Source organism: Paenibacillus sp. 01T431 (genome assembly GCF_056398625.1).
This window is the reverse complement of sequence record NZ_JBFTPT010000003.1, coordinates 229,278-249,518: the sequence shown is the minus strand read 5'-3', so window position 1 is coordinate 249,518 and position 20,241 is coordinate 229,278. Positions and strand designations below refer to the sequence as shown.

The window sequence follows — 20,241 nt, the reverse complement described above, 5'->3', positions numbered from 1 at the left end:
TTCTATTAGCCTTGAATGTTTTGACCAGCTTTTTTCATTTGCTCAGGATAACCATAAGCTCCATGCTCACTCAGGTCAAGACCGATAATTTCTTGCTCCTCTGTTACGCGGAAGCCCATCACAAGCTTCATAATACCTAGAATAAGGAATGATGCAGCGAGTACGAATGCGCCAACGACTACTACCGATTCGAATTGAACCCAAAGTTGCTTCCAGCTGCCTGTGTCGACCAAGCCGCCTGTGCCTACGCCCACTTTATCAGCGAGTTCTTGTGTTGCAAAGATCCCGTTGGCAAGCGTACCCCACACACCAGCCGCGCCGTGTACAGATAGAGCATAGATAGGATCATCAACTTTAACTTTCTCGAAAAATTTCACACTGTAGAACACGAGCACGCCAGCCACTAAACCGATTACAACTGCCGCCCAAGGAGCGACGTAAGCACAAGAAGCTGTAATTGCAACTAGACCTGCTAGCGTACCATTCAGCATAGCCGTAATGTCAGCTTTGCCTGTTACTGCCCAAGAAATAAGAAGTGCTGCAACGCCGCCTGCGCCTGCTCCAAGCATCGTGTTGAATGCTACATATCCAAAAAATCCATCGCCAATCGCTACCGTGCTGCCTGCGTTGAACCCAAACCAGCCCACCCATAGAAGCAATACAGAAAGTGCTGTGAATACTTGGTTATGTCCCAAAATCTCATTCGCAGAGCCGTCTTTGTTAAATTTACCAATACGAGGTTTAAGTAGTACAGTCGCTGCAAATGCTGCAAGCGCACCCGTTAAGTGAACAACTGTGGAGCCCGCAAAATCTTGTGCTCCATCTTCAGCGAGCCAACCGCCGCCCCAGATCCAGTGAGCTACTACAGGGTAGATTATGGCAATGAAGAATACAGTAAATACGATATAAGCTGAAAGTTTAGCTCTTTCTGCAAAACCGCCCCATGCTATGGAAAGCGAAACCGCTGCAAATGCTAATTGGAACAAGAAGAATACAGTACTTGGATAGCTCTCGCCTTCACCAGCTGCTAGGGATGGATCGAAGAAGAAATTGCCCCAGCCGATCAATGCGTTAATTCCGCTATCGCCGCCAAATGCGATGCCGTAGCCGAAAGCCCAATAAATAAGTGCTGCCAAACCCGTTGTGAAAATCGTTTTGCCAGCAACGTGACCAGCATTTTTCATCCGTGTTGAGCCTGTTTCAAGAAGAATAAAACCGCCTTGCATGAGAAGAACAAGAATGAATGAGAGCATAACCCATAGAGAGTTGAGACCCATGTTCAACGTTGCTGCGGAAGGATCCTCTGCAAACGCCATTACCGGGAACAATAAGGTGAAGATTCCTAAAGCTAACATCGTTTTCTTAATCATTACGACCACTCCCTAAATGTTATATTTCCTTACACGTTAAGAAAGACTTAATGTCATTATAGTCAGTAGTGCTCAATTTGACAATACGTTTTAACTATTTTTATAAAAAAAATCAAACGTTCGGCATATAATCTAACACGAACGTTAAGAAATGAGGCAAATCAACGCCAAAATCGTCAGCTGAAACTCCTTATTCTTCGCATTTTCACTCTATATAGGTATTGGTTCCTACTTTTTCTAGTTAAAAACGCAAATCACTATGACTCACACCCGTTTCATGTCACCTAAATTACGTTATATAGAAGAAACACATGAAAACGCCCTGTCGAAATTGAAAATTGACACTAAAATTGTATAGTCATGTAACACGTTTGACTGTATGGTTACTTTCCTATTATCATTAGAGGAACAATAGTTATACGTTTTCCCATAAGATGGTGATTGTGAAATTCACCTCAATAGGTAATGATGTTCTTTTAGACATGACGAGCTAAAACAACAAACCTGTTCTTTGTCGACACATCATCTCAGAATGAGATGAAACATAAGCTTAGTACGCAAGCGGAATCTAGTTTACTTATATTTTGAACGAATGGAGGATTTGAAAATGTATCGTATCGGAGAACTATCCAAGCTTGCGCAAATCAGTGCACGAACCATTGATTATTACACTTCAATCGGTCTAATAGAGCCTGCAGAGCGTTCCGCCAAAAACTATCGCCTCTATTCTGATGAAACTTTGCAGCGTCTGGAACGTATTGAACAGATGAAAAAAGATAAATATACATTAGATGAGATTAAGGCCACAATTGAAAGCTGGAGCAAGATTACACCTGAGGAGCAGGTCTCACGTAAGCTTACGGACTTGCAGTACCATCTAAGCCAGCTCGAGCGTGAAGTGAAGGAGTTAGAGCCTGTTATTAAGAAGCTCAAGCCTCGTCAAGCCAATCACCTCTACACGCGTCTTATGCCGCAAACCGCAGCTTGCATAGAGGCACTTATGCTTCTCATTAACAAAAGCTCCCTCATGTAGCTATACATTTCATCAAAAATTGGAGGAATGACTCAATGGCGTTTATCTATGTTTTAATCGTACTTGCATTTATACTAACAATTTGGGCTCAATTCCGAGTCAAAGGAACGTTTAAAAAATGGACGCAAGTTCAAGCCAACAGTGGTTTGACCGGTTACCAGGCAGCACGAAGAATGCTTGATTCTAACGGACTTCATGATGTTCCGATCGAGCCAGTACGCGGTACACTAACCGATCATTATGATCCGATTCACCGAGTTGTACGTTTGTCGGAGCCTGTGTATTATGAAAATTCAATTTCAGCGATTTCAGTCGCTTGTCACGAAGTCGGCCATGCCATACAGCATGCGGAGCATTACCCAATGCTCGTGCTCAGACATCGTATATTCCCAGTCGTGAATTTTGCATCCGGCGTAGCACCATTTTTATTTATTGCCGGTATTCTATTCTCAGCACTTAACCTAATTGGGCTTGGCATCATATTTTTCTCAGTAGCAGTTGCCTTTCAGGTCATTACACTTCCGGTTGAATTTAATGCGAGCAACCGAGCAAGAGACATTATGGTTGCTGAAGGGTTCATAACGAATGATGAGGAACGCGGGGTCGCAAAGGTGCTTAACGCAGCGGCTTTAACGTATGTAGCAGCGGCTCTCTTGTCCTTGCTGGAGCTTGTCAGATATATCTTAATCTTCGTAGGCGGCAGCCGTCAGGAATAAGCTTCCGTGCCTTATAGCTAAACAAAAGAGGAGCAGTTCCCCTTCGGTCTTCATCGACCGACAGGAACTGCTCCTCTTTTGTTTGTTCTTTTATCTATTTTATCGTGTTCTGGAAATAACGAAGCAGAAAACCGTGAAACACTTTCGCAACTAAAGGCAATTTCTCATTTGAACGCTGAATAAGTCCGATCGTACGAGTCACCTGAGGTTCGATCACCCTTACTTTAGTCGGCTGCAATGGCCCTGTATAGTGAAGCGCCATCTCTGGAAGAAGGCTTACGCCCATCCCAGCGGCTACCAAACCGCGAATCGTATCCGTCTCTTCCCCTTCAAAACCGATTTTCGGCGTAAAACCTGCCTCTTGGCAAGCTCCCCAAACGATCGGCCTAAGCGAATACCCTTCGCTGAACAATACGAACGTCTCATGCTCCAGCTCTTTCAGTTCAATCGATGCTTTGTCTGATAAACGATGCCCCGGCGGCAATATCGCATATAGCTCCTCTGTCAGCAATACTTCGCCGCAAACGAATTCATGTTCATCAGGGAAAGGAGATATAAACGCCAAGTCAATCTCGCCTTTCACCATGTCACGAATAAGCGATGGATACATCCCCTGCTTAAATTTAAATTTCACATTCGGATGGAGCTTGCGGAAAGCTGCCACAACCTGTGGAATTAATGAGATCCCAAGGCTATGCGGGAAGCCCAGTCTAATTTCACCCTTCTCGGGGTCAAGAAATTCATGTATTTCAATGACAGCACGTTCCAGATCAGCCAATATCACTTCAGCCCGCTTTAGAAAAAGCTGACCGACTGGTGTGAGCTGCAAATTTCTACCTTTTTGAACGAACAGTTTTACGCCAAGCTCTTCTTCAAGCTGATGAATCTGCCGGCTTACTGCAGATTGCGCCACATGCAGCTCTTCCGCCGCTTGCGTTACATGCTCTTTTTTCGCTACTTTTACAAAATAATGAAGCTGACGAAGTTCCATACCGGTTCAATTCTCTCCCGTACTTACATAGTTTTTATGAGTATCGCTGTTTCTTTTGAGTCTTTATTCGGTCAAAGAAATGGTAGAGCAAGAAGCCTGCAAGAGCGCCGCCAACATGTGCCCATAAATCCACTTTGGCAACTACAATCGAATAAATAACCCCAAATATTAATATCGTGTACACCGTTTTACGAGAGCTCTCGTCAAGCTGAGCCTTGCGGAACAACGATATGAACAGAAAGGCGCCATACACGCCGTAAATAGCCCCAGAGGCTCCTACACCCACATGACCATAAAGATCGTCTTGCAGCACATTTACGAAAGCGCTCATCGCATTTCCCGCAATCCCGCAAAGCAAATAAAATATAATATATCTCGTTTGTTTAAGCAGATACTCTAGCGGCGGTGCAAACACGAGCAAAGCAAACATATTGTAGAGCAAATGCTCAAATCCCGCATGCATGAACATGCTTGTTATATAACGCCATGGCTGTTCTAATCCAAATGGATCATTCACAGGGTCAGTATAAAACGCACCATAATTGTATGCATGCAATTGATCATTAGGATCGCCATTCCATAATACGACAATAAAATAAATAATATTCAATAAAATTAATATTGATGTTACGGGATACATCTTTAAGTAAGAGCGAAAGCTCTCATATCGCAAGAAGATCACGAGTACATCCCCTTTCTCAATCCAACAATTGGACAAGGTTGTTTCATAACGATTATAATAAATCTGGTATTGACCATATCTTATTAGAGGAGGAAATTTACAAATGACACAAGAACGTAATGGAGCTGCCACATTCAAAGGCAACCCGATCACATTAGTAGGACCAGAACTTAAAGCAGGGGACAAAGCCCCAGATTTCAATCTTAACAAATCACTTGTTGAAAATGTTTCCCTCAAGGACTACTCCGGTAAGATCAAACTAATCAGCGTTGTGCCTTCAATCGACACTGGCGTTTGCGATGCACAAACTCGTCGCTTTAACGAAGCTGCTGGCGAACTAGGCGACAATGTTGTTGTCCTAACGGTCAGCGTTGACCTACCGTTCGCACAAGCACGCTGGTGCGGTGCTGCAGGTATCGACAAAGTTGTGCTGCTGTCTGACTACAAAGCGCATAGCTTTGGTGAATCATATGGCGTATATATTAAAGAACTTGGTTTGGATCAACGTTCGATCTTCGTTATCGATGCTAATGATACGATCCAATATGTTGAATATTTGCCTGAAATGACAGAGCACCCGAATTACGAGCAAGCAATCAACGCTGTAAAAGCACTCGTGTAAATTCAAAACAAAGAAGTTTTTCAGCACTATTGCAAACAAAGCGAGTGAAGGCTACCCTTCCTCGCTTTGTTTATGAATTAATTATTTACTTTAAATGCAGCTAGCTTCTTATCAAGCGTACGATATAAATCCATAATGACTCTGTAATTAGAACCAAGATCCCCTAATGAGCCGCGGGATGCTGAATAAATATCGACAGCTGATTGGAGCGGATTTACGCTAATAACGGAAACGGTAATGTCCATCGTTCTTCCAAATGCTGTGCGCTTCTCCAGCACAATCTCCCCTACGGATTGCACCTCATGAAGCACCTTATATCCTTGCATTTTCTTAAGAGTCGATATCACTTCTTCCCAAGCCTTATCTTTCGACAGCTTGTAGAAATGAGATTTGAGCATTGGATCCTTAGCCCTGTCGCCCGTCTGTTCATGACTGCGCAGCAGCCCGATCAAGGTCCGCTTCAACAACAACGATCTCCCCCTCCGGCATCTATGTACATTACTCTATATGATACCATGATTTGTCCCATGAAAAAAGAGCTATCACTGGATTTAACCAGCAAATGCTCTTTATTTGAAAATGAGAACCCGCCTATGCCGTCCGACTCACATGTTTCTGAACCCGCTTACGCAGGTGGGTGACCGCAGAACCGCTTTTGAGATCCCCTTTCGGGGGCATGTCAGCTGCGTCTCGATGTTGGTCTCCCGTGAAACAGCCATTGGTTCAAAACAGCGTAAAGCCGTAACGAGCATCGCAGGAGGTATTGCTTATTATAGACTGAACAAAAGAAAAAGTAAACTTTGATGGGCTGTTATTTACTGGAGCCGCTCGAATCTTCCTTAACTAAATCGATACGGTCTAGCTCAGCTGCCTTCTCTGCTTCTTCTTCCTCTGCCAAACGCGCTTTCTCCGCTTGGTCTTGAAGCTTCTGGTAAATCAAGTTGAAGTTCCAGAACGCCAGGTAAGCGATGATGCTGCCCATAAAGAAAGGAATAAGAAAAGTGAATCTAGTACTGAAATACATAACCGCGCCGCTCATAATCGCTGTAGAARGCGAACGGAAAGGTTTGCCGATCGTAATGAGAACAGCGTTTTTCAGTAATTGAAACGTTTTCATATGATAGTGGACAAGCATAGAGAAAAAATTAAATAGCGATACGATTAACAGCAGCAAAAATGCAATGAAAATGTATGAAAGCAAATTCAATTGTTCACGATATACGATAAAGTCAACAACCATAATCGCAAGCAGTATTGTATAAATAATACCGCCTAGCATACTTTGCTTATAATTTTCCTTGTAGCCGCGGAAGAACGTTTTGAACAGCGCAACGTCACTCTCTCCCATTACCCATTTGCGCGCAACCGCAAACATAGCTGCTGTTGCTGGAAATAAGGAGAACGGCGCGACGACTGCCATCGCAATAAGAGCGGAATAGATTTGATTGACATCCTGTGACAAAACCAATCCCCATGCAAAAAAAGCGAATGGAATCGAACAGATCAACCACAAAACATTAATAACTGCCAATCTCATGATCCATTCCGAAATTCGGTAAAACCCACCCATTAGCCCCTTTGGTTCCATCGGATCTGCCTCCAGAAAAGTAAGATTACTCCCACTAGACTACAAAGTGTAGCGGAATTCGTATATCTGTTTTGTAATAAGACAACCAATAGAATAATAATAAAAAAATCGAGGTCGTCCAGATGCCCGTTAGGGATCACGGACTTCCTCGATTTTTTTGGTTACACAAGGGAAACGATTATTAGTTATTTACATAACCGTCGGAAGAGCTTTTTGGACGACGGTTTTCTGGACGTCCTTCGCTGCTTCTTTTACCAGCGTAGCCGCCGCCACTGCTGCTGCCGCCACGGGACTCATAGCCACCGCGTGAGCTGCCGCCAGTACTGCTGCCGCTGCTGCGTCTGTCATCGCGACCGCGATATCCGCCGCCACCGCTGCCGCCAGTGCTGCTGCTGCGATTGCCGCCGTATGAAGAGGACGAACCGCTGCGGTTGAATGGACGACCGTTTGAACGAATGTCCGGCTTGCGTTTTTTCGCGCGAAGCGGATCTTCCGGTGTCAATTCGATTTCTACGTTTTTCTTCTCGCCAGTCAGCAATTTAATTGCTGCTGAGAGCAAGTGAACGGAATCATATTGCTCAAGCAATTGAATCGAAATCGCTTTGTACTCAGAGAACTCTTCGTTTTGAACGACTTCAAGAAGACGTTCAGCTGTTACGCGTTGTTTGCCTTCAATAGCTTCTGCGATGCTTGGAAGCGGCTTGCGGTTCATCTTCTGACGCGTGACTTTCTCGATGAAATGCAAGTGGTCCGTTTCACGAGGTGTAACGAATGACCAAGCTGTACCTTCTTTACCTGCGCGGCCTGTACGACCGATACGGTGAACATAGCTCTCAGGATCTTGCGGAAGGTCAAAGTTGATAACATGCGTTACGCCGGATACATCAAGTCCACGAGCAGCAACGTCAGTCGCTACCAATACATCGATGCTGCCATCACGGAATTTACGCATTACGCTGTCGCGTTGGTTCTGCGACAAGTCGCCGTGCAAACCGTCTGCAGTATATCCACGTTTTTGAAGCGCTTCGCTAAGCTCATCAACCCGACGTTTTGTACGACCGAAAATGATAGCTAGCTCAGGGGATTCCATATCAAGCAAGCGGCTAAGCGCTTCGAACTTCTGGCGCTCATGCACTTCAATATAAGATTGCTCAATAAGTGGAGCTGTGATTTGTTTTGGAATAACTGAAACATGCTCAGGGTTTTTCAGAAATTGCTGTGCAAGCTTCTGAATGTTTGCTGGCATTGTTGCAGAGAACAGCATGGTGTGACGCTCGTCTGGCACTTGCTTAAGGATAGATTGAATATCCTCCATGAAGCCCATATCAAGCATTTCATCTGCTTCATCCAAAATAACGGTTTGTACATCTTCAAGACGGATTGTTTTGCGGTTGATGTGATCAAGCAAACGTCCTGGTGTACCAATAATAATTTGAGGCTTCTTCTTCAATGCACGGATTTGACGACCAATTTCCTGTCCGCCATAAATCGGCAACGAGCGAAGACCTTTGTACCTTGTCAGCTTCCCGATCTCGTCAGCCACTTGAATAGCGAGTTCACGGGTTGGCGTCATTATTAATGCGACAATGCGTTCCTCGCTTGTCGGAATTTTGTTAATGAGCGGAATTCCGAATGCCGCTGTCTTTCCTGTACCCGTTTGTGCTTGGCCAATTAAATCTTGTCCCGCCATAGCAATAGGGATAGCTTTGTCTTGAATCGGGGTAGATTCCTCGAATCCAAGTTCGGTAATTGCTTGTAACACTTTTGGTTCCAAGCCAAATTCAGCAAATGTTTTCAAACTTTTCTCAAACTCCTTTTATCTGCAGCCTACTTAAGAATATCCAAATCATTATAGCACACAATCAATCGTGAATACCAGCAAACCAATTTAAGACATACTAAGCATGCCAAAATAAAGGAATTAAACAAGTCGGTTGCATTGGAGCGATTTTATTGAATCCGCATTCCCTGCGTTACCTTTTTACAATCCCAATGATGACGGTAGGCGCCTTCCTTATCGCACTGGGCTTCAATTTTTTTCTAATTCCGCACCAGCTGCTTAGCGGTGGAATATCTGGTATTTCCATGATGGTCGGCTATATTACGGGCGGAAACATCGCCTTGCTTTATTTTATCCTCAATGTGCCGGTGCTATTATGGGGATGGTTTATCGTAGGTCATCGCTTTATTATATGGAGCGTCTACACCGTTGTCGCCTCTACGGTATTCCTACAGGTTATACCCGTCATGAAAATTGCGGATGACCTTATGCTTGGCGCTGTATTCGGCGGGATTATAGTCGGGTTTGGCAGCGGCTTAACCCTTCGGTACGGCGGCTCATCAGGCGGTTTCGATATTATTGCCTCGATTGCAACGCGAAAACACGATTGGCCAATAGGCATGATTATATTTTTATTGAATGGCGTAGTCATTGCAGTGTTGATTTTGTTTACGAAGGACTGGAATTTAGCCTTATACTCGCTCGTCGCTATTTTTTCCGCTGGAAAAGTAGTAGATCTCATCCACGTGAGGCATATTAAACTTACGGCCTTCATCATCACGACCAAAACCGAAGAGCTGCTCGCAAAGCTGCTCTTGCACCCGCGCGGAATTACAATAATAAAAACACGCGGTGCATATTCTTCGGGTGATCGCGATATGCTGATGACTGTAAGAACGAAATATGAAATAGCAGAGCTTTGCAAAACGATTACCACCATCGACCCGCGTGCATTCATTAACATCGTAGAAACGGTTGGTGTCATCGGCGATTTTTACAAGCCAAAAGACTAAATCATATACGCAGGTATGGATTTTACACCGTATCCCTATGTTTTTGAAAATGATCCTGATATAATGTTTGTATCCCGTAGTTTGGTTTCTTGCCATATGATTTCCCCTAAACATTAGATATGAAAGGGTGAGGCTCAGGTGGATATGGAAACGGTCAAATTGTCTCAAATTGTAGAGAAGCTAGCCCCAGAGCTCAGTCCTTTTCTTACGAAACGCGAATTGGACATCAGCATTGTGCTGCGTGACGGTCTTGCAGTATTAGAGCCTGCTGACGCAATGGAAATTGTGCAGCACAGTATTTGCAATCAGCAGAGAGAAGCTTTGTTACAATGACAATGCGGGACACACACGGATTATTTATGCGCCAGTCGAGTCACACTCGGCTGGCTTTTGTTTGTTTTGCAGGAAAACGGCGGCGATAATCACCTATTCGCAAGTCTTTATTTCAGCTTTTTAGCAAATTTTCAATATGAGTTTTATGACAATTGTAAAAAAGTTAATGACCCAGACATGCCATCTGCTTTATAATTTGAACAGAATAGCTAACGGGGAGAGAGCAAAATGGACAACATCATTTCAACATTGCTGCTGCTGTACAGCTTGCTCACTGGAAGCGGAGAGCATAACACCGCAGTGAAGCAGCTAGCAATTGCATACTTAAATTCCGCAGCTGGCCAAACCATCATTGATCCGGATGCAGCTGCAAATGGAGGCGAAATCTCAGGAAAAAATCACGCTGGACTCATCATAAAAGACCCGCAGCCTGAAACACCGCCGATCAAAGGAATCTATGTAACTGCTCACAGCGCAGGCGGTGCGCGCATGGAATCGCTTTTAAAGCTGCTTGACGACACGGACCTCAATAGTATGGTGATCGACATTAAAGATGACAACGGCTACATTACATATCCTACTACAACACCCGAACTGCTAGAGGTTGGCGCTTCGAAGAAATATATCCGAGATATTAATGAACTTATGCTTACTTTAAAAAAACATAATATTTATCCGATAGCCAGAATTGTAGTTTTTAAGGATACGGTACTTGCCCGAAAGCAGCCTGAGCTGTCTTTCCTCCAGCAAGACGGAACGATATGGAAAAATAATCGCGGTGAGAGCTTCGTAAATCCTTATCGCAAAGAAGTATGGGATTATAATATTGCTGTCGCCAAGGAAGCAGCAAAGCTTGGCTTTAAGGAAATCCAATTCGACTATGTTCGGTTCCCAGAGGGCTTTGATAACAAATCAGATACACTGACCTTCAGCAAGGCTGATCAGAGCCGCGTGGACACAGTCGCTGGATTTGTCAAATATGCTAGAGAACAGCTTCAGCCGCTCGGTGTTAGGGTTTCGGTAGATATATTTGGTTATGCGGCATCCGTACCGACAGCCGAAGGCATTGGCCAAGATTTTGTGAAAATTTCAAATGATGTGCATGTCATTTCGCCTATGGTTTATCCTAGTCACTATAGTACGGGATGGTTTAAACAAAAGGATCCTGACAAAAGCCCATATGAGACTATAAAAGGCGCCATGCTTGATACGCATAAGAAGCTTGATCCGGGTACGGAGGTTAAACCGATTATTCGGCCGTGGATTCAAGATTTCACTGCAAGCTGGTTAGGCGCTGGTCATTTTGTGAAGTATGGCAAAACGGAAGTCGAAGCTCAGATTAGAGCTTTGAAAGAAACAGGAATCAAGGAGTTTCTCCTATGGAATGCCGGAAATAAATACACTCCTAACGTGGAATATGATTAGCTTAAATCCTATTTAGACACAAAAAAGTCCACCTTCGCTAACAAAGCGGCGGTGGACTTTTTTTATATTTATTTTTATTGGGATAAACGAAGTGCCAGCTCGTACATATCAGTGTCAAATGGTTTCTTCGTATTGACAACAAGATCAATATCAGTCGTTACGAGCTCGCCTTTAACAACGCCGCAGCCTTTGCCTGAATCGCCAGCCATTAGCTGTCTAACGGCAAAGTCACCAAGACGGCTTGCTAGAATACGATCGATTGCCGTCGGCGTACCGCCGCGTTGGATATGTCCAAGTACAGTTACACGCGGCTCAATTCCGCTATTAGCTGTAATCTGTCTTGCTACCTCTTCACCTTTGCCCGCACCTTCTGCTACAACAATAATTGAATGACGCTTGCCTTTGGCAAAATTCGTCTTCATACGCTCTGCAACCTCAGTCAGTTCAAAAGGAACCTCTGGTACAAGAATCGTCTCCGCACCGCTTGCTAGACCAGCATGCAAAGCGATATCGCCGCAATGACGTCCCATAACTTCAACGACGGATGAACGCTCATGCGATGACATCGTGTCGCGAATTTTGTTAATCGCATCTACTACGATGCTAACCGCGGTATCAAAGCCGATTGTAATATCCGTAAACGGAATATCGTTATCAATCGTTCCTGGAAGTCCCATCGTTTTAATGCCCAGCTTGCTTAGCTTATTAGCGCCATGATACGAGCCGTCGCCGCCAATAACGACCAAACCGTCGATACCTCTAGCACGAAGCACTTCGGCACCGCGCTGTTGGCCTTCAGGTGTCATAAACTCCTTGCATCTAGCTGTTTGCAAAATTGTACCGCCGCGTTGAATAATATCGCCAACGCTTCTCAAATCCATTTGTCTAAGGTCGTCATTGATAAGCCCTTGGTAACCCCTTTGAACACCATATACATCTAAACCGTGATATAGTGCACTCCTTACAACAGCACGAACGGCTGCGTTCATTCCTTGCGAATCTCCTCCGCTTGTCAATACTGCGATTGATTTGACTGCAGACATGGTCATTCCTCCACATTTTTTATTTATAGTTAAGCCTGTTGTTTCCGAATCCAGATGCTGTTAATAAGGAAAAACAGACGCGTAAGCGGGCTGTTCTTCATTAGCCTCCTAGAAACATTTCTGACATCCGCCTGGTGGCGAACCTTCGGGTCTGACAAATATAAGGCTAAGAGCCCTTCAATAATCAAACGATGAAAACGAGAAGCAGGAAGCTGCTTCACATCCTCACGCGCTCGGTTCACAATCGTACCGAGACGCTCAACAAGCAGACTGTCATTATCATAATAATTGCAAAAATTAAGGTCTCCGCCTACTTGATCCTCTTCTTGATCGATTAAATAATCGAGCAGGATATGAAGTCCGCAAACATGCGGAAAATAAATATTTTTGATCGCTGCAGCGTCCTGCGTGGATAAGCATGGCTCGCTTGCGGCTAGAAACAACATAAACATGCCCAGCGTCGAACCTGATGCCGCAGCAAATTCATTCCATTTCAGGTTTGGATAGTTCCCTCGATGCTGCTCCCACCATGCAAACAAATGCTCCTCACGCAATTCCTTGCGTATATGCTTGTACACCTGCAAATCGCCATATAAAGTGACTAGCTCGATCACATGCTGCTGAACACTTCCATAGGAAGGCAATTGCGCGACATGGATCTGACAAGTTCGTACCAGGTGATGCAAATAACCCCCATCATCTTTTTCATCGCGAAATGCATAATAATCCTGAAGCTGAGCTTCGGGATTGACGGCATCGAGCATCGATTGATGCAATAATCGAAAATCATTCGGATCAAGAGAAGTGCTGCGATCACATAGATTATCCAAATAGTCGCTAATGGTCTGCAGCGCAACAATTAACGGTATGAGCACATGTCTGTGCTCTAAGTTCGCCGCTGCATATACTCCGCCGCCTTGGCAATGAAACTTCTTGCTATCCATACTGCTAAGAGCTTGTGTTCGCAGCTCAGCATCTGGTATTCGCAGTGCAAATACGCGATGTTGCTTGAGCTCTCGCGCCACTTCGGGAAGTACATATTTATATACGCGATGCATGAGCTTTAGTGGGCTCTGGGGCACTCGATGGCCTGTCAAAGTCGTCAATCTCATGATGCACCTCTCCTCAAAATCGTTCATGAATGCCAGCGCGGCTCTAATTGCTGCTCTAGGCGATACCAAATATGAAGGTCGTTTATCCTACTTGCATAATCGGCAATTTCATAGTTTAGTATACAGGATTGCTCAAAGCTATCTTCTTCAAACAGCTTTGCCTGCTTTTCATTGATGAACGCTTCAAACTCTTTCACGCGATCGGGGATCGTCCCACGAATGAGTTCCCACTGCTCTACGATCGCAAGCTGCACAGCTGCTGCATACTGCTCCCATTCCATTTCCAGCACGGGAATACGGATCCGAAGCCGTTCATTCCAGTCAAAACGATAAGCACCCATTGTAAACCTCCGCCTCTAAATGTATCATCTCAGCTCATAATAATCCAGCTTCAAATCTCATTGGTTCGATAACTAATCCATGTTATACTGAGAACCATATTGTTTTTGTAAAGAGATGGAGTGAGCTTTAAAAGATGGACACATCTGAGATTGCGCCAGCAGAGCGCTCTTCGACTGCACGCAAGGAAACACTTTCACTACGAATTTACAGCTTCTCTTCTTATTCTACCGCTGCGATGGTTGTTTCCTTTATCCCGTTATACTTTTTGGATAGAGGTTTCTCTGAGCAGCAAATTGGAATTATTTACTCAACAGGACCGTTCATATCAATCTTTGCGAATATCCTTCTTGGGATAGCCAGCGACAAATTCAGAACGATAAAAAAACTGCTTATGATTCTGTTATTTGGACAGCTTGTCATGATTTCATTGCTTTTCCCTATTGAAAACTTTGCTCTTGTTTGCCTAGTTATGATGGGCTTTTATTTTTTTCAGACACCTATTAATCCATTAAGTGACAGTCTGCTTTTATTATCAAGTCAATACACCGGAACGCCATACGCTTTAATACGCATATTCGGCTCGCTTGGCTTTGCAGTAACGGCTTATACGTTCGGACTTATTCTAAAAGAAATTGGCTCACAGTGGACGCTTCCGCTAGCACTTTGTACCATAGCCATCACCCTCGCCTTAACGACGAGAATTAGAGACTATCAAGGAAGCGCTCGGAAAATCGATTTTTCTGGATTCTTTAAGCTTATTCGCCAGCGCGATGTCCTATTGTTCTTTTTAATTATTTTGACCATTTCGATCCCGCACCGTATGTACGAAGGATTTCTTGCCGTCACCATGCGCCAAATGGGAGCAAGCGATTCTTTGGTTGGACTTGCATGGCTCGTGTCCGCGATGAGCGAGATTCCGATCTTGTTTCTACTCGGCAAATACGGCCATAAATTTAAGGAGCTGCCGCTGCTTATGATCGCATCCATCATGTATGCTGTCAGACTATGGCTGCTTAGCGATATTCAAGATCCACGCTGGGTAATTGCTACCCAAGCCATGCACAGCGTTTCGTTCGGCATTTATTTTTCAACTGCGCTGCGTTATTTGTCCCACCTGATTCCCGACGAGTTCCGCGCATCCGGCCAAGCCGTTTATGCCGTTGTCTGGACTGGACTTGCCGGTGTGATCAGCGGTATGTTTGGCGGTTATATTTATGAGCATTTCGGACGCGAGACCTTCTTCCGTATGGGAGCTGCCTTAGCACTGGTTGCAGCGGCTGCCTTCCTAACAAGATATTTTTTCAGTCGTACGAACCGATAACGATCTCTATTTCTACCAAGCAATATGACTTCCGCGTCACAAATGAAATCATTTCTTATAGTTAAACAAAGGCTGCTCCAGAAGGCGTATCACCTACGCTTGGAACAGCCCTTTTTTATTGCTTAAGCAGATACTATTCTACAATTTCAAAATTGGAGTATACATCCTGCACATCGTCGTTGTCTTCAAAAGCATCCATCATCTTAAGCAGCTTCTCCGCATTTTCGCCATCGACTTTAACAATCGTTTGCGGAAGCCAGCGCACGCCAGCATTTACGAAGGAGTAGCCTTCCTTCTCAAGCGCATTTTTCACCTGCTCGAACTCATGCGGATGTGTCAAAATCTCAAAGCTGTCGTCATTGACAATAACGTCCTCAGCTCCGGCTTCAAGCGAAACCATCATCATCGTATCCTCATCTGTCTCATGGGCTTCACGATCGACAACAAGCAATCCTTTATGGTCGAACATATAACCTACACAGCCGCTCTCACCCATATTGCCGCCACGTTTATTAAACGCAGAACGAACGTCAGCTGCCGTACGATTCCGATTATCCGTCAAGCATTTAACCATAATAGCTACGCCGCCTGGGCCATAACCCTCATACATAATATCATCGTACTCGACGCCATCGCCTGCACCAGCTGCTTTCTTGATCGCACGCTCGATATTATCGTTTGGCATTTGCTCCGCTCTTGCGTTGGCAATCGCTGTTTTCAAACCAAAGTTCGAATCTGGGTTTGGTCCGCCTCTGCGGGCTTGTACATAAATTTCACGTCCAAGCTTGACGAACTTGTTATTTTTAGCCTGATCGGCCTTTCCTTTACGGTCTTTGAACAATTTAAATTTCATTATGCTCGCTCCCCTGACAAAGTTTCCAAGCAACAGTTTATCATTGCAAATAGGTCTTGGTCAATGAAAGCAAGCGCAAACGGCGGTTATTTCACGTTATCTATTGATCTGATTATGGCTTAGAAATTCGTATCCTAATGATGGTTTAATAGCCCAGCTTCAAAATATATAAAAAATGCTTTGATTATTTATAAAAGGCTGACAATAAAATTTAAAAATACTAATAATGGTAATATGTTCATATTAAAAAAGGGCTCCCCGCTTCCAGGGAGCCCTCTCCATTCGCACATTTTCCTATAGTTTAATGACGTTGGCCGCTTGAGCACCGCGGTTACCTTCAGTAATGTCGAATTCAACCGCTTGCCCTTCATCTAAAGATTTGAAGCCATCGCTTTGAATCGCTGAGAAATGCACGAATACGTCTTCTCCGCCCTCTGTTTGGATAAAGCCGTAGCCTTTCTCTGCATTAAACCATTTAACTGTTCCTTTCAATTGAACAACCTCCTAAATATGACCGCCGTTTTATTTGAACGTGCGAGTAAAATTATTATAGCTATCCCATTTCAAAAAAGCAATTAAAGTAAAATTTTCAAATATTGACTAGATCCAGGGATAAACGGAAGGTTGGATTCTCCAAGCTCTGTGCGCCCTCCGTTAGCAGCTATCATCGCAATCAGGTTATCTAGTTCCGAATAAGGTTCCCAGTTAAGCGATATAAGCGGATAAATTCGAATTTGACCGCCTGGCTTACAAATACGCATCAGTTCCAGAACAGCCTGCGAATGAAATTCATGACCAAATTGATTCGCATACAAAAACATAAAATGGCTGCACAAAATGAGTGAAAAGCGATTCTCCTTGAAGGGCAGCTCTGGAAGCTTGCCATCTATATAGATTTGTTTATTCTCGTTTCTTAATACATCGGCTTTAAATCGTTCAATGGATGCTTCGCGTCCAGCTCGATGATTCTCAACCGACCCGTAATAGCTCCAGTCAAAATGCACCTGAATTTTTGCAATCTTCGCCGTTGATGTTTCGATTTCCCCAGCTGCCTCAGAGATCCATTGCTCAATTCCTGCCCCGTAGCGCGGATCAACAGCAGTTGCTGAAAAACCTCTCTCATTTACTTCTGCAGTAAATGACGAACCCCCGGCTGCAACATCAAGAATTTCCCCTTTAGCAAGATCCTCCTGCTGTAAATCAAACATCCTTAAATACTCTTCGTAGCTTCTGCAAGTCATAGCGACTCCCATTTGCTCATAGCCCTGTTTACTCATTCTTGCACTCTCCTCTGCTCGTCTCATCTCAACTTTTCTCGTTACAGCTATAGCTTCTTCTTGCAGCGTCGTATTGATTACCGCCGCCATAATGGCTATGATGATAAGAATACCATAATTAACTACTATAAGGGTGGAATTTACGCATGTTTAAGAAACACGAAATTTACAAGACCGACAAATACAATATGTTGACGGTTGAAGTTCAAGGCAAAACACTTATTGTTCGGGAAATTTCTGATCAATGGGGCGAGGACACACATACTTTTATTAGCCGCCCTGAGATGCTTCACTGGGCACAGAATCGGTTTCGCGCAGCCGACTTTGTTGGACGCGAAGATGAACTAGCATCCATTATGAGTGCGCTAAAGGAAGTATAAGCAGTCTATTTCTAACCAATCAGCAGGATATTTCACACAGCGCGGCGAACATATCGTTACGCATTTGTGCATAGGTAAAATTAGAATGCTGCCTTTTGAGGCCAGCTTACAATCAGGAGGACTTACCTTCAAATGGATGCTACCGCTTCAGTTATTTTCATTATTGCAGCCTTCGCGCTAGGAGCCATCGTTATCATGAAACGAGATACCTTGCCTCCTGGCATACGCAGAGGTCTTGCACTTGTATCCATTGGATTTATTGCATTTGCGTTTTTTCTGATCGTATATGCTTTTTTCACAATGGGTACAGCTTAGCCGGCAGGCAGCTGAATATTCGTTATCCCGTACGGACATAGTAGAAACAAACTGTGTCCTGAGGTGATAACTGGATGAAATGGCTTCCCCTGCTGCTTGTTTTAAGCCTCGTGCCAGGTGCTACCGCTACAAATGAGACCGCGGCACATGCAGAGCATGCTTTACCAACCTTATCCATACCAAGGAGGAATTCGATGAATCACGTACCTAAACGTTCAGAATCGGCACCTGAGACCCGCTGGAAGCTAGAGGATATTTTTGCAAGCCAAGCGGCATGGGACAAGGAATATGCAGAAGCAAAAGGATTAATCAAAAAAATATCCGAATACCAAGGCAAATTAGCCGACGTCGCGCAGCTTAAAGCTTGCTTCGAGCTTGAAGACGAATTGTCACTGCATGTTGAACGGCTTTATGTATATGCAAATATGAAGCATCATGAGGATACGGCTGAACCTACTTATCAGGCTCTATCCGAGAAATCCAAAAAACTAAGTGTGGAATCCGGCGAAGCATTATCATTCATCACACCTGAAGTTCTCAGTCTATCCGATGAGCAGCTGGAGCAATTGATAACGAACGAATCCGTTGCCAAATTCCGCCATACGCTCGAAGAAATGCGTCGCCAGAAAGCTCATATTTTATCCAAAGACGAGGAAGCGCTGCTTGCACAAGTAGGCAATATGAGCTCCGCTCCCGGCACAATCTTCAGCATGCTGAACAATGCAGACCTCAAATTCCCAAAAGTGAAAAACGAAAAAGGCGAATTGGTTGAGCTGACACACGGCAGTTACATACAGTTCCTTGAGAGCAAAAACCAAGACGTACGCCGCGAGGCATTTAAAGCAGTGTACGAAACATACGGCAAGTTAAAAAATACACTTGCTACAACATTGACGGCTAACGTTACAAAAAACAGCTTTTATGCAAAAGCTCGCAAATATGACTCCGTGCTGGATATGTCCCTTTATGGTGACAACATTCCGCAGGAAGTATATACAAACCTCATCAACACCATTCATAAGCACCTGCCGTTGATGCATCGTTATATGGAGCTTCGCAAAAAGCTGCTCGGTTTGGATGAGCTGCATATGTACGACTTGTTCGCACCGCTCGTTGACGAGTTCAAAATGGACATTACGTATGAGGAAGCCAAAAAAACAGTAAAAGAAAGCTTGAAGCCACTGGGCGAAGATTATTTGAAGGTGCTGCAAGAGGGCTTCGACAATGGCTGGATTGATGTGTACGAGAATGAAGGCAAACGCAGCGGTGCTTATAGCTGGGGCGCTTTCGGCACGCATCCGTATGTATTGCTCAATCATAATGACAACTTGAACAGCATGTTCACATTGACGCACGAAATGGGTCATGCTCTGCATTCCCATTATTCGGATACAAATCAGAACTACCGCGACGCACAATATACGATTTTCCTTGCTGAGGTTGCTTCAACATTAAACGAAGCTTTGTTGATGGATTATCTCCTTAACAAATCAACTGATCCAAAAGAAAAAATGTATTTGCTCACTTATTATGCGGATCAGTTCCGCACAACCGTATTCCGTCAAACGATGTTTGCAGAGTTCGAGAAAATCATCCATGAGCGCACGGAGCAAGGCGATTCGTTAACGCCGCAAGACCTTAGCAAAATCTATTATGATCTTAACGTTCAGTACTACGGCTCAGGCATGGTCGTAGATAAAGACATTGAAATGGAATGGGCTCGTATCCCCCATTTCTATAACAGCTTCTATGTGTACAAATACGCAACGGGCTTCTCAGCTGCAACCAGCTTCTCCAAGCAAATTTTGGAGGAAGGCGAGCCTGCGGTTGAGCGTTATCTTGGCTTCCTCAAAAGCGGCGGCAAAGACTTCTCGATTAATATCTTGAAAAAAGCCGGCGTGGATATGTCTTCACCTGAGCCAATTGAGCAAGCAATGAGCGTCTTTGAAGAGCTTATTGGTCAAATGGAGCAATTGACGAAATAACCGAAATACGCAAAGAGACCGTCAAGCCTGCTTGACGGTCTTTTTGCTGTTTATTTTTGA

Annotated in this window: 22 protein-coding genes and 1 other RNA gene; 10 read left to right on the top strand and 13 right to left on the bottom strand. The window is 44.2% G+C overall.

Annotation, left to right across the window (positions count from 1 at the left end):
* Nucleotides 1–5: 5 nt before the first annotated feature.
* Nucleotides 6–1,370, bottom strand: a complete 1,365-nt coding sequence (locus tag AC1DM9_RS06225; protein ID WP_441881028.1) for an ammonium transporter — start codon at nucleotides 1,368–1,370, stop codon at nucleotides 6–8.
* A gap of 607 nt (nucleotides 1,371–1,977) precedes the next feature.
* On the opposite strand from AC1DM9_RS06225, the gene AC1DM9_RS06220 reads away from it, so the two are divergent.
* Together AC1DM9_RS06220 and AC1DM9_RS06215 are read left to right on the top strand one after the other, a co-directional pair.
* A complete protein-coding gene (locus tag AC1DM9_RS06220; protein ID WP_372238962.1) occupies nucleotides 1,978–2,403 on the top strand; it encodes a MerR family transcriptional regulator in 426 nt (141 codons plus the stop codon).
* A gap of 35 nt (nucleotides 2,404–2,438) precedes the next feature.
* Nucleotides 2,439–3,119 (top strand): zinc metallopeptidase, encoded by a 681-nt coding sequence (locus AC1DM9_RS06215; protein WP_076266832.1) that lies wholly within the window; start codon nucleotides 2,439–2,441, stop codon nucleotides 3,117–3,119.
* Between the two features lie 94 nt (nucleotides 3,120–3,213).
* Here AC1DM9_RS06215 and gltC read toward each other — a convergent pair whose 3' ends face one another.
* Both gltC and AC1DM9_RS06205 read right to left on the bottom strand, forming a co-directional pair.
* Nucleotides 3,214–4,110, bottom strand: coding sequence for a glutamate biosynthesis transcriptional regulator GltC (gene gltC / locus AC1DM9_RS06210; protein ID WP_076266831.1), 897 nt, complete (start codon nucleotides 4,108–4,110; stop codon nucleotides 3,214–3,216).
* Nucleotides 4,111–4,144: 34 nt separating this feature from the next.
* Nucleotides 4,145–4,792: a rhomboid family intramembrane serine protease gene (locus tag AC1DM9_RS06205; protein ID WP_477512223.1), complete on the bottom strand. Its 648-nt coding sequence runs from the start codon at nucleotides 4,790–4,792 to the stop codon at nucleotides 4,145–4,147.
* Nucleotides 4,793–4,895: 103 nt separating this feature from the next.
* On the opposite strand from AC1DM9_RS06205, the gene tpx reads away from it, so the two are divergent.
* Complete coding sequence (gene tpx, locus AC1DM9_RS06200) at nucleotides 4,896–5,414, top strand: thiol peroxidase (RefSeq protein WP_076266829.1); 519 nt, start codon at nucleotides 4,896–4,898, stop codon at nucleotides 5,412–5,414.
* Between the two features lie 77 nt (nucleotides 5,415–5,491).
* Here tpx and AC1DM9_RS06195 read toward each other — a convergent pair whose 3' ends face one another.
* From AC1DM9_RS06195 to cshA, 4 genes are all read right to left on the bottom strand, one after another.
* Nucleotides 5,492–5,881, bottom strand: coding sequence for a DUF1499 domain-containing protein (locus AC1DM9_RS06195; RefSeq protein WP_083681704.1), 390 nt, complete (start codon nucleotides 5,879–5,881; stop codon nucleotides 5,492–5,494).
* Between the two features lie 113 nt (nucleotides 5,882–5,994).
* A non-coding RNA gene (ssrS, locus tag AC1DM9_RS06190) (6S RNA) lies at nucleotides 5,995–6,177 on the bottom strand.
* A 48-nt stretch (nucleotides 6,178–6,225) separates the two neighbouring features.
* On the bottom strand, nucleotides 6,226–7,002 hold the full coding sequence (locus tag AC1DM9_RS06185) for a YesL family protein (RefSeq protein WP_477579098.1): 777 nt from the start codon (nucleotides 7,000–7,002) through the stop codon (nucleotides 6,226–6,228).
* A 181-nt stretch (nucleotides 7,003–7,183) separates the two neighbouring features.
* Nucleotides 7,184–8,800 (bottom strand): degradosome RNA helicase CshA, encoded by a 1,617-nt coding sequence (cshA, locus tag AC1DM9_RS06180; protein WP_339203532.1) that lies wholly within the window; start codon nucleotides 8,798–8,800, stop codon nucleotides 7,184–7,186.
* A 194-nt stretch (nucleotides 8,801–8,994) separates the two neighbouring features.
* Here cshA and AC1DM9_RS06175 point away from each other — a divergent pair, with 194 nt between their 5' ends.
* The 3 genes from AC1DM9_RS06175 to AC1DM9_RS06165 all read left to right on the top strand — a co-directional run bounded on the left by AC1DM9_RS06175 (nucleotide 8,995) and on the right by AC1DM9_RS06165 (nucleotide 11,553).
* Nucleotides 8,995–9,795, top strand: a complete 801-nt coding sequence (locus AC1DM9_RS06175; RefSeq protein ID WP_441881083.1) for a YitT family protein — start codon at nucleotides 8,995–8,997, stop codon at nucleotides 9,793–9,795.
* Nucleotides 9,796–9,939: 144 nt separating this feature from the next.
* Nucleotides 9,940–10,128, top strand: coding sequence for a hypothetical protein (locus AC1DM9_RS06170; protein ID WP_076267060.1), 189 nt, complete (start codon nucleotides 9,940–9,942; stop codon nucleotides 10,126–10,128).
* Nucleotides 10,129–10,356: 228 nt separating this feature from the next.
* Complete coding sequence (locus AC1DM9_RS06165; RefSeq protein ID WP_441881023.1) at nucleotides 10,357–11,553, top strand: putative glycoside hydrolase; 1,197 nt, start codon at nucleotides 10,357–10,359, stop codon at nucleotides 11,551–11,553.
* Nucleotides 11,554–11,627: 74 nt separating this feature from the next.
* Here AC1DM9_RS06165 and pfkA read toward each other — a convergent pair whose 3' ends face one another.
* The 3 genes from pfkA to AC1DM9_RS06150 are packed head-to-tail and all read right to left on the bottom strand — an operon-like array spanning nucleotide 11,628 to nucleotide 14,049.
* Nucleotides 11,628–12,596, bottom strand: coding sequence for a 6-phosphofructokinase (gene pfkA / locus AC1DM9_RS06160; RefSeq protein ID WP_076266824.1), 969 nt, complete (start codon nucleotides 12,594–12,596; stop codon nucleotides 11,628–11,630).
* A gap of 29 nt (nucleotides 12,597–12,625) precedes the next feature.
* A complete protein-coding gene (locus AC1DM9_RS06155) occupies nucleotides 12,626–13,708 on the bottom strand; it encodes a tetraprenyl-beta-curcumene synthase family protein (RefSeq protein ID WP_441881022.1) in 1,083 nt (360 codons plus the stop codon).
* A 23-nt stretch (nucleotides 13,709–13,731) separates the two neighbouring features.
* Entirely contained in the window at nucleotides 13,732–14,049 is a 318-nt protein-coding gene (locus tag AC1DM9_RS06150; RefSeq protein ID WP_076266822.1) for a hypothetical protein, read from the bottom strand.
* Between the two features lie 134 nt (nucleotides 14,050–14,183).
* On the opposite strand from AC1DM9_RS06150, the gene AC1DM9_RS06145 reads away from it, so the two are divergent.
* Nucleotides 14,184–15,371 carry an MFS transporter gene (locus AC1DM9_RS06145; RefSeq protein ID WP_083681702.1) on the top strand — a complete coding sequence of 396 codons (1,188 nt, stop codon included), beginning with the start codon at nucleotides 14,184–14,186 and terminating at the stop codon, nucleotides 15,369–15,371.
* 133 nt (nucleotides 15,372–15,504) lie between these two features.
* Here AC1DM9_RS06145 and AC1DM9_RS06140 read toward each other — a convergent pair whose 3' ends face one another.
* The 3 genes from AC1DM9_RS06140 to AC1DM9_RS06130 form a co-directional block, all read right to left on the bottom strand.
* On the bottom strand, nucleotides 15,505–16,224 hold the full coding sequence (locus tag AC1DM9_RS06140; protein ID WP_441881021.1) for a YebC/PmpR family DNA-binding transcriptional regulator: 720 nt from the start codon (nucleotides 16,222–16,224) through the stop codon (nucleotides 15,505–15,507).
* Between the two features lie 294 nt (nucleotides 16,225–16,518).
* Nucleotides 16,519–16,716, bottom strand: a complete 198-nt coding sequence (locus tag AC1DM9_RS06135; protein ID WP_054024152.1) for a cold shock domain-containing protein — start codon at nucleotides 16,714–16,716, stop codon at nucleotides 16,519–16,521.
* Between the two features lie 83 nt (nucleotides 16,717–16,799).
* Entirely contained in the window at nucleotides 16,800–17,591 is a 792-nt protein-coding gene (locus AC1DM9_RS06130) for a class I SAM-dependent methyltransferase (RefSeq protein ID WP_477579095.1), read from the bottom strand.
* 56 nt (nucleotides 17,592–17,647) lie between these two features.
* Between AC1DM9_RS06130 and AC1DM9_RS06125 the strand changes: the two genes are divergently transcribed.
* The 3 genes from AC1DM9_RS06125 to pepF all read left to right on the top strand — a co-directional run bounded on the left by AC1DM9_RS06125 (nucleotide 17,648) and on the right by pepF (nucleotide 20,181).
* Nucleotides 17,648–17,881 carry a hypothetical protein gene (locus AC1DM9_RS06125; RefSeq protein ID WP_076266819.1) on the top strand — a complete coding sequence of 78 codons (234 nt, stop codon included), beginning with the start codon at nucleotides 17,648–17,650 and terminating at the stop codon, nucleotides 17,879–17,881.
* Between the two features lie 132 nt (nucleotides 17,882–18,013).
* A complete protein-coding gene (locus tag AC1DM9_RS06120) occupies nucleotides 18,014–18,196 on the top strand; it encodes a hypothetical protein (protein ID WP_076266818.1) in 183 nt (60 codons plus the stop codon).
* Between the two features lie 194 nt (nucleotides 18,197–18,390).
* Entirely contained in the window at nucleotides 18,391–20,181 is a 1,791-nt protein-coding gene (gene pepF / locus AC1DM9_RS06115; protein WP_076267058.1) for an oligoendopeptidase F, read from the top strand.
* Nucleotides 20,182–20,241: the final 60 nt, after the last annotated feature.

Coding starts and splice junctions, on each gene's coding strand:
- AC1DM9_RS06125 (WP_076266819.1), top strand. CDS start 17,648: ATGTTTAAGAAACACGAAATTTACAAGACCGACAAATACAATATGTTG.
- pepF (WP_076267058.1), top strand. CDS start 18,391: ATGAATCACGTACCTAAACGTTCAGAATCGGCACCTGAGACCCGCTGG.
- AC1DM9_RS06220 (WP_372238962.1), top strand. CDS start 1,978: ATGTATCGTATCGGAGAACTATCCAAGCTTGCGCAAATCAGTGCACGA.
- AC1DM9_RS06120 (WP_076266818.1), top strand. CDS start 18,014: ATGGATGCTACCGCTTCAGTTATTTTCATTATTGCAGCCTTCGCGCTA.
- tpx (WP_076266829.1), top strand. CDS start 4,896: ATGACACAAGAACGTAATGGAGCTGCCACATTCAAAGGCAACCCGATC.
- AC1DM9_RS06170 (WP_076267060.1), top strand. CDS start 9,940: ATGGAAACGGTCAAATTGTCTCAAATTGTAGAGAAGCTAGCCCCAGAG.
- AC1DM9_RS06215 (WP_076266832.1), top strand. CDS start 2,439: ATGGCGTTTATCTATGTTTTAATCGTACTTGCATTTATACTAACAATT.
- AC1DM9_RS06225 (WP_441881028.1), bottom strand. CDS start 1,370: ATGATTAAGAAAACGATGTTAGCTTTAGGAATCTTCACCTTATTGTTC.
- AC1DM9_RS06175 (WP_441881083.1), top strand. CDS start 8,995: ATGATGACGGTAGGCGCCTTCCTTATCGCACTGGGCTTCAATTTTTTT.
- gltC (WP_076266831.1), bottom strand. CDS start 4,110: ATGGAACTTCGTCAGCTTCATTATTTTGTAAAAGTAGCGAAAAAAGAG.
- AC1DM9_RS06150 (WP_076266822.1), bottom strand. CDS start 14,049: ATGGGTGCTTATCGTTTTGACTGGAATGAACGGCTTCGGATCCGTATT.
- AC1DM9_RS06140 (WP_441881021.1), bottom strand. CDS start 16,224: ATGAAATTTAAATTGTTCAAAGACCGTAAAGGAAAGGCCGATCAGGCT.
- AC1DM9_RS06145 (WP_083681702.1), top strand. CDS start 14,184: ATGGACACATCTGAGATTGCGCCAGCAGAGCGCTCTTCGACTGCACGC.
- pfkA (WP_076266824.1), bottom strand. CDS start 12,596: ATGTCTGCAGTCAAATCAATCGCAGTATTGACAAGCGGAGGAGATTCG.
- AC1DM9_RS06155 (WP_441881022.1), bottom strand. CDS start 13,708: ATGAGATTGACGACTTTGACAGGCCATCGAGTGCCCCAGAGCCCACTA.
- AC1DM9_RS06165 (WP_441881023.1), top strand. CDS start 10,357: ATGGACAACATCATTTCAACATTGCTGCTGCTGTACAGCTTGCTCACT.
- AC1DM9_RS06130 (WP_477579095.1), bottom strand. CDS start 17,591: ATGGCGGCGGTAATCAATACGACGCTGCAAGAAGAAGCTATAGCTGTA.